Genomic DNA, 14,448 nt, shown 5'->3' with positions numbered 1-14,448 from the left:
CCGGATCAGCGGACCTCGGTGATCTCCGGGCCGCGCTGGAGCTTGTCGATGCCCCCGGCGAAGCGGGAGCCCTCCTCCGCCGACTCCTGCTGGACGCCGTCGGGCACCATCTGGGCGTCGTTGGGCAGCCGCAGGACGATCGGGTCGCGCGGGGCCATCGGGCCGTCGCCGCGCACCACGACCGTGTCGCGGAAGATCTGTTCCAGCAGTCCGGCGGCCTGCGGCTGCACCGCGCCCTGGCCCGAGATGACACCGCGCAGGAACCAGCGCGGGCCGTCCACGCCGACGAAGCGCACCACCTGCATGCCGCTCTTGCCGTCCGGGAGCTGGACCGGCACCTGGGCGCGCAGCTCCCAGCCCAGCGGGCCCTCGACCTCGTCGACGATCCCGCCCTGCTTGGTGATGCCGGCGGCGATCTCCTCGCGCACCTCGTCCCAGATGCCCTCGCGCTTGGGCGCGGCGAACGCCTGGAGCTGGATGGCGCTGTCCTTCAGCACGATCGTGGCGGCGACGATGGCGTCACCGGCGACCTCCACCCGCAGCTCCATGCCCGGCACCCCGGGCACGAACAGGCCGCCCAGGTCGACCCGGCCCTCGCCCGGCGCGAGCAGCTCGCTCACGTCCCAGGGGCCGTCCGGCCGGGGAGCCGGAGGCAGCTTCACCCGCCCCTGCGGGCCGCCGGCGGACCCGTCCGACGCGTCGGTGCCCTCGTCGGATCGTTCCGTCTCGAACTCGTCCGAGGCGCCCTCGGGCTGTACCTTCTTCTTGCGACGACGTCCGAACACGTCACTGTCCCTTCAGGTCGGCAGCCTCGTCGGCCGCGACCGCAGCGTAATGGTTGTGCTGTGCAGCATGGTCCTGTGCGGCGTGGCCGCCCGTGGAGCCGAAGCCCCCCGCCGCTCGTGCCGAGTCCGGCAGTTCCTCCACCTCGTGGAAACGCACCTTCTCGACCTGCTGGACGACGAGCTGGGCGATGCGGTCGAAGCGCTCGAACCGTACGCTCTCGCGCGGATCCAGGTTGGCCACGATCACCCTGATCTCCCCACGGTACCCGGCATCGATGGTTCCGGGGGCATTCACGAGGCAGACCCCGCAGCGGGCCGCCAGACCGGAGCGCGGATGCACGAAGGCGGCGTACCCGTCGGGCAGGGCGATGGAGATGCCCGTGGGCAGCACGGCGCGCTCCCCGGGGGCCAGTTCGGCCGCCTCGGTGGTGACCAGGTCGCAGCCGGCGTCGCCGGGGTGGGCGTAGGCGGGGATCGGCACCTCGGGGTCCAGGCGGCGGATCAGCACGTCGAGGGGGCGGCGGTGCACGGGATTCACGGGTTCACCTCGAAGGCCCGGGTACGGCGGACGGTGTCGGGGTCGGCCATCGCGGCCTCGATCTCCTGCCGGCGGCCGTGGTCGGTGAAGTGGTCGACCTTCACCTCGACGAAGAGGGCGTCGGCACGCACCGCGACCGGTCCGTCGGGGCCGCCGATCCGGCCGGTGGCGGTGCAGTAGATCTTGCGCCCGTGGCGGGCGGTGGCCCGCGCGTGGAGGTGGAGCACGGCGTCCACGGGGACGGGGCGCAGGAAGTCGGTCTCCAGCCGCCCGGTGACCGAGATGGTGTGCATCAGCCAGTTGAGGGACCCCAGGGCCTCGTCCAGGGCGGTGGCCAGCAGCCCGCCGTGGGCGAGTCCGGGCGCTCCCTGGTGCTCGGGCCGGACGGTGAACTCGGCGGTGACGCTGACGCCCTCGCCCGCCCGGACCGCCAGGCGCAGTCCGTGCGGCTGCTCGGCGCCGCAGCCGAAGCACCGGGCGTAGTGCGGCCCCAGCAGCTCCCCCGGCGCGGGGGCGTCCGGGTGGCGCACCGGGGCGACGGCGTCCTCGGGCGGTGTCAGGGGTGTCGTGGTGTCACTCACGGGTGCAGACCTTACCGCCGGGTCGGGGACCTGTCGGCGGGCATGCCAAGCTGGAGCCATGCTTCCTGCCGGTGTGCTGTACGACGAGCGGCTGACCGCACCCCGCTCCTGGTGGCTGATCGCCGCCCTGGCCGGGGTCTCCGTGGGCCTGACCCTGCTCCCCCTGGGCCTGCTGCCCCTGCTGGGCGGTCTGGTGGTGGGCACGGCGCTGGCCTCGGTCGCGGTCAGCTCCTACGGCTCGGTGCGCATCCGCGTGGTCGCGGACTCCCTGGTGGCGGGGGACGCCCGCGTCCCGCTGGCGGCCCTGGGCGAGGCGCACGTCCTGGACGCCGAGGAGGCGCGTGCCTGGCGCACCCACCGCGCCGATCCCCGCGCGTTCATGCTGCTGCGCGGCTACGTGCCCACCGCCGTCCGCGTCGAGGTCACCGATCCCGAGGACCCCACCCCGTACCTCTACCTGTCCACCCGCCGTCCCGGGGCCCTGGTGGACGCCCTGGAGAAGGCCCGCGCATAGCGGCCGCCCGGCACGGGCCGGGCGGTCGGGGCGGCGCGCTCCGCGGAGCGTGCGCCGGAGGGGGCCGGGGCGACCAGGGGCCGGAGGGGGAGAGCGGGTGCCTTCAGTCGCCGGCCTCCAGCGCGCGGTGACCGTCGCCGGGGAACTCCCCGGCGGGGAGGGCGCTCCAGGGGACCCGTCGCTTGCGCAGGTCCCGGCGGATCCGCTCCGCCAGCTTCTTCGTCTCGCGCCGGTTCATCAGCGCGCCCACCGCGGCGCCGATCATGAACGGCGTGAGGTTGGGGAGGTTGCGCACGGTGCGGCGCAGGAGGGCCTGGCGGAGCTGGCGCCTCATGTGGCTGCCGAACGCGGTGTTGAACGTCGCGGGCCTGGTCAGTTCTATGCCGCGCTCGTCCGTCCACGCGGTGAGGTAGGCGGCGGCCCGCTCCCGGGCGTTGCCCGGCGGGCGCCGACCGTAGACCTCGTGCAGCTCGGCGATGAGCTTGAGCTCCACCGCGGCCACTCCGACGACCTCCGCGGCCAGTTCGGCGGGCATCGCCGGGGGCACCGGCAGCATCGCCGAGGCGCCCACTCCGGCGCCGACGGCCGCGGTGCCCTTCATCGCGCCGGATATCAGTCTGTCGGCCAACTCCTCGGGACCCAGTCCGGGGAACTGCCGGCGGAGCGTGGCCAGGTCGCGGACGGGGATCCTGGGTGCGATGTCGACGATCCGGTCGGCCACCACACCCAGGAACGCCTTGACCGTGCCACGCTCGCGCGGCCCCTGCCCGTGCTCCTCGCGCACCCACCGCCCCCGGAGGCTCCGCAGCATCCCGCGGCGGGTGTCCGCGGGGGCGGGTACGGGCGCGAGCGAGGCCTCCTGATCCCGGCCCCGCTCGTCGTCACGTGCGTCGTCGACCGCCATCAGCCGGCGCTCCGGCTCAGGCCGCGCAGTCGCGGCAGATGGGCTGACCGTTCTTCTCCGCGGCGAGCTGCGAGCGGTGGTGGACCAGGAAGCAGCTCATGCAGGTGAACTCGTCGGCCTGACGAGGCAGCACCCGGACGGACAGCTCCTCGTTGGAGAGGTCCGCGCCGGGCAGTTCGAGGCCCTCGGCCTGCTCGAACTCGTCCACGTCGACGGTCGAGGCGGCCTTGTCGTTCCGCCGGGCCTTCAGTTCCTCGATGCTGTCCTCGTTGACGTCGTCGTCGGTCTTGCGTGGGGTGTCGTAGTCGGTTGCCATGTCGCTCTCCCCCTCTGGGTGTCTGTGGTGTCTCCAGCGCACGTAACGCGCGAGAGGCCGGACTTGTGCCCGACCTGAGGCGGAGATTTTGCCTCACATCAAGCCCTGTTACTCAATCGACACCCAACCGCGCCCCTGATGGGGTGACCGAGCTGGTCGCCGACCAGGGCCGAAGACGGCCCGAATGGTGCGCTTTGCGCACACCGTCTCCCCTCTCTTCCACGATCACGACCTGCGAAAACATGGATTTTCCGGCATTTTCCGGCAGGCTCTCGATCGCTGATCACACGCAGGCAAAAAATCGCGTGTGTGATCGATCACAACAGTCTCGGGGCAGGGACATATTCCCTGAATCCACCCCGTACCGACCCTCTGCCGGAGGGCTGTTCCTTGATCGTTTTCTTGATCGTTTCCCTGATCGGCTGCCTGATCGTCCGCTCCGCTCCGGGCCGTCGAACGGGCCCGGTCAGACGGGCAGGGTGACCCGCACCAGCAGACCGCCCTCCTCACGCGGTGCCGCGACGACCGTCCCGCCGTGGGCGCGCACCACGGACCGCACGATCGACAGGCCGAGGCCGACCCCCTTGTCGCTGCCGGTGCGCTCGGTGCGCAGCCGCCGGAAGGGCTCGAAGAGGTTGTCGACCTCGTACGCCGGGACCATCGGGCCGGTGTTCTCCACCTCCAGCACCACCTGGCCCGGCTGGGCCCGCGTGCCGACCGAGACCCAGCCGCCCTCCGGGAGGTTGTAGCGCACGGCGTTCTGCACCAGGTTGAGCGCGACGCGCTCCAGGAGCACCCCGTTGCCCTGCACGTACCCGGGCTGCCGCACGCCGCGCAGCTCCACGCCCCTGTCCCTGGCCTCACCGCGCACCTGGTCCAGGGCCTGGGAGGCGACCTCGGCCAGGTCCACGGGCTTGCGGTCGACGATCTCGTTCTCGCTGCGGGCGAGCAGCAGCAGCCCCTCCACGAGCTGCTCGCTGCGCTCGTTCGTGGCCAGCAGGGTCTTGCCGAGCTGGACCAGTTCCGGCGAGGCGTCCGGGTCGGAGAGCTGGACCTCCAGCAGGGTGCGGTTGATCGCCAGCGGGGTGCGCAGCTCGTGCGAGGCGTTGGCGACGAACCGCTGCTGGGCGGTGAACGCCCGGTCCAGCCGGTCCAGCATCTGGTCGAAGGTGTCGGCCAGCTCCTTCAGCTCGTCGTCCGGCCCGTCCAGCTCGATCCGGCGGTGCAGGTCGGAGCCCGCCACCCGCTGGGCGGTGCGCGTGATGCGCTCCAGCGGAGCGAGCACCCGGCCCGCCATCACGTAGCCGAAGGCGAAGGCGGCCACGGCCAGGCCCAGCAGCGCCAGCAGGGAGCGGTTCAGCAGGACGTCCAGGGCGATCTGCCGCTGGCGCTCCATGCACTCCCGGACGGCCGCGGTCAGCTCCGAGGTGGTCAGGTTCCCGCCGTCCGCCCGGGTGGGCAGTTGGCAGACGGTGTCGGTGGTCTGGTCCCTGACGCCGATGATCTGGAAGGGCAGGTGGCTGCCGTCCTTCAGCGCCTGGGCCGCCAGCAGGTAGATGATCGTCAGCAGCACCATCCCGGCGATGAGGAACATCCCGCCGTACAGCAGGGTCAGCCGTATCCGGATGGTGGGCCGCAGCCAGGGCTGGGAGCGCCGGGGCTGGAAGGGGTCCCAGGTGGGCTTGGGCGGCGCCGGCGGGGGCGCCGGGGGCGGTGCGCCGGGAGTACCGGGGGTGCTGGGCGTGCTGGGTGTCATGGGGACTCAGATGCGGTATCCGGAGCCGGGCACGGTGACGATCACCGGCGGCTCGCCGAGCTTGCGACGGAGGGTCATCACGGTGACCCGCACGACGTTGGTGAACGGGTCGGTGTTCTCGTCCCAGGCCTTCTCCAAGAGCTGTTCGGCGGAGACCACCGTCCCCTCGCTGCGCATGAGCACCTCCAGCACCGCGAACTCCTTGGGCGCCAACTGGATCTGGCGGCCGTCCCGGAACACCTCGCGGCGGTTGGGGTCCAGCCGGATCCCGGCCCGCTCCAGCACGGGCGGCAGGGGGGCGGTCGCGCGGCGGCCGAGCGCCCGCACCCGGGCGATCAGCTCCTTGAAGGCGAAGGGCTTGGGCAGGTAGTCGTCCGCGCCCAGTTCCAGGCCCTCCACGCGGTCGCTGACGTCGCCGGAGGCGGTGAGCATCAGCACCCGGGCGGGCAGGCCCAGCTCGACGACCCTGCGGCAGACGTCGTCGCCGTGGACCAGCGGCAGGTCACGGTCGAGGACCACCACGTCGTAGTCGTTGACCCCGACGCGCTCCAGGGCCGCGGCGCCGTCGTAGACCACGTCGACGGCCATGGCCTCCCGGCGCAGTCCGGTGGCCACGGCATCGGCCAGGAGCTGCTCGTCCTCGACGACGAGTACGCGCACAACGGTGTCCTTCCTGGGGTGTGTCTGTGGTGTCGGGGGTGCTTCCGGTGCCTCCCGGGCGTGTCCCCGCACCGCCGGAACCGGGGAGCCTCCTCCATCCTGCCTCCGACGTGCGTAAACGGGCCGTAAGGGACGTCCGGCCCGGCCCGTTCACCGAATTTTCGTCCCGCTTGAGGTTTCTTTGAGGATTCAGGTGGGGAGGACGGCATTACACCCGCGATCACGCCCTGTAGACGGCAGGTCACGACCCCCTTCTCCGCATCAGTCCGGAGGGACCCGTCGGTCGACCGTTCCGGGGACCGCACCGTGATCGCCCCACCCTCGGCACACCCCCGTGCCAACGACCATGACGAGGGGGCGCACCATGGACGCGTTCACCGCAGGCATTCTGCAGCGCATACGGAACACGGAGTCCGACCTGATCCGCGCTCGTGAGTCGGGCGACGACTTCCTGGTGGACGTCGAGCAGGCCGAGCTCGAGGATCTGCGCCGTCTGGCCGCCGAGTACGGAGTGGAGGTGGGGGTCGGCGCCACCAGCGCCTGACCCCCCGAGAGCCACACAGAGCCACACGGCGCCCCGGGGACCTTCCCGGGGCGCCACGGCGTGTGCGGGGGCCGCACCTCCCGTTCGCCCGCCGTCCGCCGCCGGTTCAGTCGTGCCAGGCGCCCAGTTCGTCGAGCAGCGGCTGCAGCACGGCGAAGATCCCGGGCGAGGCGGCCACCGTCAGGTCGCCGTTCGCCGGCTCGCCGGGCCGGCCGCCGGTCAGCGCACCCGCCTCGCGGGCGACCAGGGCGCCCGCGGCCACGTCCCACGGGTGCAGTCCGCGCTCGTAGAAGCCGTCCAGGCGTCCGCCGCCGACGTCGCACAGGTCGATGGCCGCCGAACCGGACCGGCGGATGTCGCGGACCTGCGGCAGCAGCCGCCGGGCCACCTCGGCCTGGGCGGTGCGCCGCTCGGCGACGTAGTTGAAGCCGGTGCCGATCAGCGCCTCGGCCAGCGGCGGCGAGGGGCGGCAGCGCACGCGCTCCCCGTTGCGCCAGGCGCCCCCGCCCAGCACGGCGTGGTACGTCTCGCCGCGCGCGGGGATCTCCACCACGCCGACGACGGTCTCGCCCCGGTACTCGGCGGCGATGGAGACGGCCCAGGCGGGCAGCCCGTAGAGGTAGTTCACGGTGCCGTCGATCGGGTCGACGATCCAGCGCACCCCGCTGCTGCCCTCGGTGGACGCCCCCTCCTCCCCCAGGAAGCCGTCCTCGGGACGGCGCTCGGACAGGAAGCCGGTGATCAGCTTCTCGGAGGCGAGGTCCATCTCGGTGACGACGTCGACGGAGCTGCTCTTGGTCGCCGCCACCCCGAGGTCGGCGGGGCGGCCGTCGCGCAGCAGTTCCCCGGCCCTGCGGGCGGCCTCCAGGGCGAGGTCGAGGAGTTCGGTCCTGAGCGGGTCGGTCACCACGTCTCTCCTTCGTGTCTCCATGGGTCTCCGGGACTCCCGTTCCCTCCGCGGGCGGGTCCCGGGTCAGGAGTACGGGCTGTCGGCGCCCGCTGCGGCGGGCCTGGGGGTCCGGCCCGGGCAGCAGCCCACCGGGCACACGTCGTGGCTGGGCCCCAGCGCGCCCAGCGCGCAGCGCTCGGGGCGCTCGCCCCGCTCGGCGGCGGCGCGTTCCACCACCAGCTCCCGCACGGCCGCGGCGAAGCGCGGGTCCGCGCCGACGGTGGCGGACCGCGCCACGGGCAGGCCCAGCTCCTCCGCCCTGGCCCTCGCCTCGGTGTCCAGGTCGTACAGGACCTCCATGTGGTCCGAGACGAACCCGACCGGGACCATCACCACGCCCGGCACCCCCCGCTCGTGCAGGGCCTCCAGGTGGTCGCAGATGTCCGGCTCCAGCCAGGGGACGTGCGGGGCGCCGCTGCGGGACTGGTAGACCAGCTCCCAGGGGCGGTCGACGCCGGTCTCCTCGCGCACCGCCCCGGCGATCACCCGGGCCACGTCCAGGTGCTGGGCGACGTACGCGCCGCCGCCGGGCCCGGAGGTGTCGGCCTGCGCGGTGGGGATGGAGTGGGTGGTGAAGGCCAGGTGCGCCCCGTCGCGCACCTCCTCGGGCAGCTCGGCGAGGGCGGCCAGCACCCCGTCGACCATGGGGCGGACGAAGCCGGGGTGGTTGAAGTAGTGCCGCAGCTTGTCCACGCGCGGCGGCTCCAGCCCCTCCTCCTCCAGGGCGGCGAGCGCGTCGGCGAGGTTCTCCCGGTACTGGCGGCAGCCGGAGTACGAGGCGTACGCGCTGGTGGCCAGCACCAGGATGCGGCGCCGGCCGTCGCGGACCATCTCGCGCAGGGTGTCGGTCAGGTACGGCGCCCAGTTCCGGTTGCCCCAGTAGACGGGCAGGTCCAGGCCGTGGGCGGCGAAGTCCTCGCGCAGGACGGCGAGCAGTTCGCGGTTCTGGGCGTTGATCGGGCTGACTCCACCGAAGAGGTAGTAGTGCTGCCCGACCTCCTCCAGCCTCTCCCGCGGGATCCCCCGTCCGCGGGTGACGTTCTCCAGGAACGGGACCACGTCGTCGGGGCCCTCCGGGCCGCCGAAGGAGAGCAGCAGCAGGGCGTCGTAGGGGCTGGCGTCGAGCACATCGGGCATGCCTCGATCCTGCCATCCGGCCCCGGCGTCCACCGCCGTGACCCGCGTACCGGGTTCCGGGGCGGCCTTCCGTGAGTATGATCCCCCCACCGGCCGGCCGGGCCGCCGCCCGCGCCGGGAGGCGGGACGCGGGGCACGTGGGCCAAGGGGAGGGCGACACGGATGAGCACGCGCACAGCCCGGCGGCCCGCGCCGCCGACGTGGCGCAACTGGGCGGGCAACGCCACCGCCCGGCCGCTGCGGACCGTGGCCCCCTCCACCACCGAGGCCCTCGCCGAGGTGGTGCGCCGGGCGGCCGAGGACGGCCTGACCGTCAAGGCGGCCGGGACCGGTCACTCGTTCACGGCCGCGGCCGTCACCGACGGGGTGCTGATACGGCCCGACCGCCTCACCGGAGTGCGCCGGATCGACCGCGGGGCGGGGACGGTCGCCGTCGCCGCCGGGACTCCGCTGAAGCGGCTCAACGAGGCGCTGGCGGCCCAGGGGCTGTCCCTGACCAACATGGGCGACATCATGGAGCAGACCGTCTCCGGCGCGGTCAGCACCGGCACCCACGGCACCGGCCGCGACTCCGGCTCGCTCGCCGCCCAGGTCCGCGCCCTGGAACTCGTCCTGGCCGACGGCTCGGTGCTGCGGTGCTCGCGGGAGGAGAACGCCGACGTCTTCGCCGCGGCCCGGACCGGGCTGGGGGCGCTCGGCGTGATCAGCGAGATCACCTTCGCGGTGGAGCCGCTGTTCCTGCTGACCGCGCGCGAGGAGCCGATGGCCCTCGGCGCGGTGCTGGCGGACTTCGACCACCTGGTGCGCGACAACGAGCACTTCGAGTTCTACTGGTTCCCCCACACCGACCGCTGCGTCACCAAGCGCAACAACCGCAGCGACGGCCCGGCGGACCCGCTGCCGCGCCTGGGCGGCTGGCTGACGGACGAGCTGCTGTCCAACGGGGTCTTCCAGGCGGCCTGCTCGCTTGGCCGGGCCGTTCCGGCGACGGTCCCGGGCATCGCCCGGATCGCCGGCCGGGCGCTGTCGGCCCGCACGTACACCGACATCCCCTACAAGGTCTTCACCTCACCGCGCCGGGTCCGCTTCGTGGAGATGGAGTACGCCCTCCCCCGGGCGGCCGCGGTGGAGGCGCTGCGCGCGCTGAAGGAGCTGATCGACCGCTCGGACCTGCGGGTGGGCTTCCCCGTGGAGGTGCGGGTCACTCCCGCCGACGACATCACGCTGTCCACGGCGTCGGGCCGCGAGACGGCCTACATCGCGGTGCACCTGTACCGGGGCACCCCGCACGAGCGGTACTTCACGGCGGCCGAGCGGATCATGGTCGCGCACGGCGGGCGCCCCCACTGGGGGAAGCTGCACAGCCGCGACGCGGAGTACCTGGCGGAGGTCTACCCCCGCTTCGGGGAGTTCACCGCGCTGCGCGACCGGCTGGACCCCGACCGGAGGTTCGGCAACGACTACCTGCGGCGCGTGCTGGGGGACTGATCCCGGGCGCCGTCCGGCCCGGCGGTTCCGGCGGCGCCTTCCACTCCGATGCCGTCACCCTCCCGTCCCGTCCGTCCCCCTCCCGGGCTGGATCGCACATATCTTCCTCAGTACGCTCCAAGGGTGTTTTCCGGCCAAGGTGGTGATTGCGTTCCGGTGGATACCGGGAGGATCCGCGCATCCACGACCCGCTTTTTACGTCCCCTGTGGTGTTCAACTCGCCCGGCCTGTGAGAACTTGGGCGGCGTGCCGATCCACTGGCATGGCCCCAATGGAGTAGTGTGACGAGCCCTGGCCCTGGTCCTGGTCGGCCAGTACCACGGACGGTGAGCACGTCGGTCACTGTGCGTGGCCAACAGGCAACCGTGCCACAACGGCGGATCGGGGCGCGGGCCCGACACGCCGGGCAAGTCGGCAAGGTTGTGGCAGGCTGCACCCGGGCACGCCACACTCGTCTAGCGGGAGCAGCGACGCACGTGACGTCGGCAGGCACCACCCGGGAGGTTCCCATGCCCGAACTGCGTGTCGTGGCCGTCAGCAACGACGGCACACGGCTGGTGCTCAAGGCTGCCGACAACACGGAGTACACGCTGCCGATCGACGAGCGGCTGCGCGCCGCCGTCCGCAACGACCGCGCCCGGCTGGGGCAGATCGAGATCGAGGTCGAGAGCCACCTCCGCCCCCGCGACATCCAGGCCCGGATACGGGCCGGCGCCTCCGCCGAGGAGGTCGCCCAGCTCGCCGGCATCCCCGTGGACCGCGTACGGCGGTTCGAGGGGCCGGTGCTCGCCGAGCGCGCCTTCATGGCCGAGCGGGCCCGCAAGACGCCGGTGCGCCGCCCCGGCGAGAGCACCGGCCCGCAGCTCGGCGAGATCGTCTCCGAGCGGCTGATGATGCGCGGCGCCGAGAAGGAGACGGTGCAGTGGGACTCCTGGCGCCGGGACGACGGCACCTGGGAGGTGCTGCTCGTCTACCGGGTGGCCGGTGAGCCGCACTCCGCGAGCTGGACGTACGACCCGCCGCGGCGGCTGGTGCAGGCCGTGGACGACGAGGCGCGGGCGCTCATCGGGGAGAGCGACGACACCCCGGAGCCGAGCTTCCCCTTCGTGCCGCGCATCGCCCGGCTGCCGCGCGACCGCTTCGACCGGACGGACCGCGCCGACGGCTCCGCGCCCGAACGGGCGGATGCCGCGGGCCAGGACGGCGAACGGGACTCGCTGACCAGCCTGCTGGAGGCGGTGCCCAGCTTCCGTGGCGACCTCGTGGTGCCGGAGCAGCCGCCCCCGCCGGGCGGCAAGCCGGACGAGGCGGCCGAGGAGGCGGAGCCGGTGGAGCCCCCGGCGCCCGCGGCGAGCGCGGGGTCGGCGTACGCCGACGTGCTCATGCCGCGCTCGGTGAAGGGCCACCGCGACCGCCTCACGGGCAGCACCGACCGCCAGGCCGAGGCGGACGGCGTCCGTCCGGGCCGCCGGGCGGCGGTTCCCAGTTGGGACGAGATCGTCTTCGGCACGCGCCGCAAGAAGCAGGAGTGAACGGGGCGTTGGGGCACCCGGGCCGTGCGGTCCGGGTGCCCCAACGCGTCTCAGCCCGGCTCGGGGCCCGTCGCCACCGGGCGTGAGGGGTCGGCGGACCACTGCGACCAGGAGCCCACGTACAGGGCCGCGTCGATGCCCGCGACCGCCAGCGCGAGGACCTCGTGGGCCGCGGAGACGCCCGAACCGCAGTAGACGCCGACCTCGGTGTCCGCGTCGATGCCCAGGGCGGCGAACCGGGCGGCCAGTTCGGCGGCGGGCCGGAAGCGCCCCTGGGCGGTGGTGTTCTCGGTGGTCGGCGCCGAGAGCGCCCCCGGGATGTGGCCGGCGACCTTGTCGACCGGCTCCACCTCGCCCCGGTAGCGTTCGGCCGCGCGGGCGTCGAGCAGCACGCCGGAACGGGCCAGGGCCGCCGCGCCGTCGGCGTCGAGCAGGGGGAGCCCTCCCGGTTCCGGGACGAAGTCGCCCTCGGGCGGGTCGGGGACCTCCCGGGTCAGCGGTCCGTCCCACGCCGCGAGACCGCCGTCCAGCACCCGCACGTCGTCGTGGCCCGCCCAGCGCAGGAGCCACCAGGCGCGGGCCGCGGCCCAGCCGTGGCCGCCGTCGTAGGCCACCACCGGGTGTCCGCGCCGGACGCCGGCCCGGCGCATCGCCGCGCCGAAGACCCCGGGGTCGGGGAGCGGGTGACGGCCCGTCCCCTCCCCCACCGGCCCGGCCAGTTCGGTGTCGAGGTCGACGTACACGGCGCCGGGCAGGTGCCCCGCCTCGTACGCCCGGCGTCCGGGCGGACCGCCGAGTTCCCAGCGGACATCGAGGAGCGTCGGCGGGGTAGACGCCTCGTTGAGTTCGTGCGCGAGTTGGGTAGGAGAGACGATGACTGCCATGGCCGTATCTTCGCGCGGCCGCCTTCCGCACGTCCCCGTCTCTCCCCGGCGCGGCCCGCATCGGCGCGTGCCGGTGCGCGCGGCACACGGGTGCGGACAGGGACCGCGAGGCGACGTGCCGGCCGTTCCTCCGCGTGGGGAGCACCTCTTCGGGGACCACCCGGGCGCGGCGAGCATGGCGGGTGAGAGCATGAGCACCGACAGTGCACGGAACATCACCGAGAAGACCGCATCGACGACGGTCCCGAGGAGAGAAGTGAAGAGATGACCGAGGCAGCGACCCGACGCGCTCCGGGGACTCCCAGCTGGGTAAGCCTGCTGGTCCGTGATTCGGCCGCGAGTCAGGAGTTCTACCACGAGTTGTTCGGCTGGGAGTACCGGCCGGGGCCAGGGCCGGCCGGGCCGCACGTCCGTGCCGTGCTGGACGGGCACCAGGTCGCGTGCATCACCCGGATACAGCCCGGGATGCAGCGCCTCGCCACCTGGTTGCCCTACCTGACGGCCGAGGACGCCGACACGGCGGCGGAGTTGACCCGGATGTGCGGCGGAACGGTCGGCGTGGGGCCGCTGGCCGCGGAGGGCATGGGACGCGTGGCGGTCGCGGCGGACCCGGCCGGGGCGGCCTTCGGGATCTGGCAGGCGGACACGCGTCCCGGCGCGCACATGGACGGCGGACCGGGCACGGTGGTGTGGAACGAGCTGATCACCCACCGGACCTCGACGGTCGAGAAGTTCTACGAGACGGTCTTCGGTCTGGAGACCGAGTCCCTGGACCGCACCGATGCACAGGAGGCGGACGGGGAGGAACCGGACTACCTCACCGTGACCGCGCACGGCCGGATCGTCGGGGGCATCCGCGGCGTCGGGACCGCGCTGCCGCGCGACCGCGGCTCGCACTGGCTGATGTACGTCGAGGTGGCGGACGCCGACGCGGCGGCGCGCCGGGCGGCCGAGCTGGGCGGACGCGTGCTGCGTCCCCCGCAGGACTCACCGCGCGGGCGGGTGGCGCGGCTCGCCGACCGTGAGGGCGCGCCCTTCGCGGTGATCTGCCCGAACCGGTGATCCGTGCGGGGCTTGTCGGCCCGGCGGCCGGGCCGACAAGCCCCGCACGGCACCGGCGCCGGGGGTGCGGGGGCCTCAGGGCCGGGAGGGCAGGGGGGTGTCCGCACCGTCCACGGGGAGCACGTCCGGGGAGAGCGCGCCCGCCCGGGCCGCGGCGGCGGTGAGGCGGCGCCGGTGGTGACGCCGGCACAGCACCTCGTAGCCGACCTCGCCCTCGGCGGTGCCCACGTCCCCGACGACGACCTGGGCGCCCTCGACGACCATCCGCCCGCCGACCGTACGGGCGTTGTGCGTGGCCCGCGCCCCGCACCAGCACAACGACTCGACCTGGAGCGACTCGATCCGGTCGGCCAGTTCGATCAGCCGCTGCGAACCGGGGAAGAGCCGTGTCCTGAAGTCGGTGGTGATGCCGAACGCGAAGACGTCGATGCCCAGGTCGTCCACGATGCAGGCGAGTTGGTCCACCTGCTCGGGCGCGAGGAACTGCGCCTCGTCCGCGATCACGTAGTCCGCGCGGCCGCCCGCCGTCAGGTGCTTCACCAGATGGGCGTGGAAGTCGAAGCCCTCGCCCGCCTCGATGGCCTCGGTGATCAGGCCGAGCCGGGAGGACAGCTTCCCCTCCCCCGCCCGGTCGTTGCGGGTGAAGATCATCCCCGACAGGCCGCGCGCCGAACGGTTGTGCTGGATCTGGAGGGCGAGGGTGCTCTTCCCGCAGTCCATCGTTCCGGCGAAGAAAACCAGTTCGGGCATGGGGAGTCGGAGACCTTTCGAGGGGTCGGCGGACGGTCGGGCGAAGGG

At 73.4% G+C, this 14,448-nt stretch carries 16 protein-coding genes; 5 read left to right on the top strand and 11 right to left on the bottom strand.

The window, feature by feature from the left end; all coding sequences use genetic code 11:
• Window positions 1-5: 5 nt before the first annotated feature.
• Genes VE546_RS17335 through VE546_RS17325 form a run of 3 tightly spaced genes read right to left on the bottom strand, consistent with a single transcriptional unit; the run spans window position 6 to window position 1,904 of the window.
• A complete protein-coding gene (locus VE546_RS17335; RefSeq protein WP_324923256.1) occupies window positions 6-785 on the bottom strand; it encodes a DUF3710 domain-containing protein in 780 nt (259 codons plus the stop codon).
• Window position 786: 1 nt separating this feature from the next.
• Window positions 787-1,314 carry a dUTP diphosphatase gene (gene dut / locus VE546_RS17330; protein ID WP_324923290.1) on the bottom strand — a complete coding sequence of 176 codons (528 nt, stop codon included), beginning with the start codon at window positions 1,312-1,314 and terminating at the stop codon, window positions 787-789.
• Window positions 1,315-1,319: 5 nt separating this feature from the next.
• Window positions 1,320-1,904, bottom strand: coding sequence for a PaaI family thioesterase (locus tag VE546_RS17325; RefSeq protein ID WP_324923254.1), 585 nt, complete (start codon window positions 1,902-1,904; stop codon window positions 1,320-1,322).
• Window positions 1,905-1,962: 58 nt separating this feature from the next.
• Between VE546_RS17325 and VE546_RS17320 the strand changes: the two genes are divergently transcribed.
• The gene (locus VE546_RS17320) at window positions 1,963-2,418 is read left to right on the top strand and encodes a DUF3093 domain-containing protein (RefSeq protein WP_324923252.1); all 456 of its coding nucleotides are present in this window, start codon (window positions 1,963-1,965) and stop codon (window positions 2,416-2,418) included.
• Window positions 2,419-2,521: 103 nt separating this feature from the next.
• Here VE546_RS17320 and VE546_RS17315 read toward each other — a convergent pair whose 3' ends face one another.
• The 4 genes from VE546_RS17315 to VE546_RS17300 all read right to left on the bottom strand — a co-directional run bounded on the left by VE546_RS17315 (window position 2,522) and on the right by VE546_RS17300 (window position 6,054).
• Entirely contained in the window at window positions 2,522-3,322 is an 801-nt protein-coding gene (locus tag VE546_RS17315) for a hypothetical protein (RefSeq protein ID WP_324923250.1), read from the bottom strand.
• Window positions 3,323-3,338: 16 nt separating this feature from the next.
• On the bottom strand, window positions 3,339-3,638 hold the full coding sequence (locus tag VE546_RS17310) for a DUF4193 domain-containing protein (RefSeq protein WP_324923248.1): 300 nt from the start codon (window positions 3,636-3,638) through the stop codon (window positions 3,339-3,341).
• Between the two features lie 466 nt (window positions 3,639-4,104).
• Window positions 4,105-5,394 (bottom strand): HAMP domain-containing sensor histidine kinase, encoded by a 1,290-nt coding sequence (locus VE546_RS17305; protein WP_324923246.1) that lies wholly within the window; start codon window positions 5,392-5,394, stop codon window positions 4,105-4,107.
• 6 nt (window positions 5,395-5,400) lie between these two features.
• Window positions 5,401-6,054 carry a response regulator transcription factor gene (locus VE546_RS17300; protein ID WP_324923244.1) on the bottom strand — a complete coding sequence of 218 codons (654 nt, stop codon included), beginning with the start codon at window positions 6,052-6,054 and terminating at the stop codon, window positions 5,401-5,403.
• Window positions 6,055-6,418: 364 nt separating this feature from the next.
• Here VE546_RS17300 and VE546_RS17295 point away from each other — a divergent pair, with 364 nt between their 5' ends.
• Window positions 6,419-6,598 (top strand): hypothetical protein, encoded by a 180-nt coding sequence (locus VE546_RS17295; protein ID WP_324923242.1) that lies wholly within the window; start codon window positions 6,419-6,421, stop codon window positions 6,596-6,598.
• Between the two features lie 106 nt (window positions 6,599-6,704).
• Here the strand turns inward: VE546_RS17295 and VE546_RS17290 are convergent, their stop codons facing one another.
• Both VE546_RS17290 and VE546_RS17285 read right to left on the bottom strand, forming a co-directional pair.
• Window positions 6,705-7,505 carry an inositol monophosphatase family protein gene (locus VE546_RS17290; RefSeq protein ID WP_324923240.1) on the bottom strand — a complete coding sequence of 267 codons (801 nt, stop codon included), beginning with the start codon at window positions 7,503-7,505 and terminating at the stop codon, window positions 6,705-6,707.
• 66 nt (window positions 7,506-7,571) lie between these two features.
• Window positions 7,572-8,684 (bottom strand): ferrochelatase, encoded by a 1,113-nt coding sequence (locus VE546_RS17285; protein ID WP_324923238.1) that lies wholly within the window; start codon window positions 8,682-8,684, stop codon window positions 7,572-7,574.
• Between the two features lie 162 nt (window positions 8,685-8,846).
• Between VE546_RS17285 and VE546_RS17280 the strand changes: the two genes are divergently transcribed.
• A complete protein-coding gene (locus tag VE546_RS17280; RefSeq protein WP_324923236.1) occupies window positions 8,847-10,172 on the top strand; it encodes a D-arabinono-1,4-lactone oxidase in 1,326 nt (441 codons plus the stop codon).
• 476 nt (window positions 10,173-10,648) lie between these two features.
• Window positions 10,649-11,704 carry a septation protein SepH gene (sepH, locus tag VE546_RS17275; protein ID WP_324923234.1) on the top strand — a complete coding sequence of 352 codons (1,056 nt, stop codon included), beginning with the start codon at window positions 10,649-10,651 and terminating at the stop codon, window positions 11,702-11,704.
• 50 nt (window positions 11,705-11,754) lie between these two features.
• Here the strand turns inward: sepH and VE546_RS17270 are convergent, their stop codons facing one another.
• Window positions 11,755-12,588, bottom strand: a complete 834-nt coding sequence (locus tag VE546_RS17270) for a sulfurtransferase (protein WP_324923232.1) — start codon at window positions 12,586-12,588, stop codon at window positions 11,755-11,757.
• 264 nt (window positions 12,589-12,852) lie between these two features.
• Here VE546_RS17270 and VE546_RS17265 point away from each other — a divergent pair, with 264 nt between their 5' ends.
• The gene (locus VE546_RS17265; protein WP_324923230.1) at window positions 12,853-13,650 is read left to right on the top strand and encodes a VOC family protein; all 798 of its coding nucleotides are present in this window, start codon (window positions 12,853-12,855) and stop codon (window positions 13,648-13,650) included.
• 75 nt (window positions 13,651-13,725) lie between these two features.
• On the opposite strand, the gene VE546_RS17260 is transcribed toward VE546_RS17265, so the two are convergent.
• Complete coding sequence (locus VE546_RS17260) at window positions 13,726-14,400, bottom strand: thymidine kinase (RefSeq protein ID WP_324923227.1); 675 nt, start codon at window positions 14,398-14,400, stop codon at window positions 13,726-13,728.
• Between the last annotated feature and the right edge of the window lie 48 nt (window positions 14,401-14,448).

Origin of the sequence: Streptomyces sp. (assembly GCF_035644915.1) — a bacterium.
In the GTDB taxonomy this organism is placed as follows: Bacteria; Actinomycetota; Actinomycetes; order Streptomycetales; family Streptomycetaceae; genus Streptomyces.
This window is presented reverse-complemented; position numbering and strand designations above follow the sequence as displayed.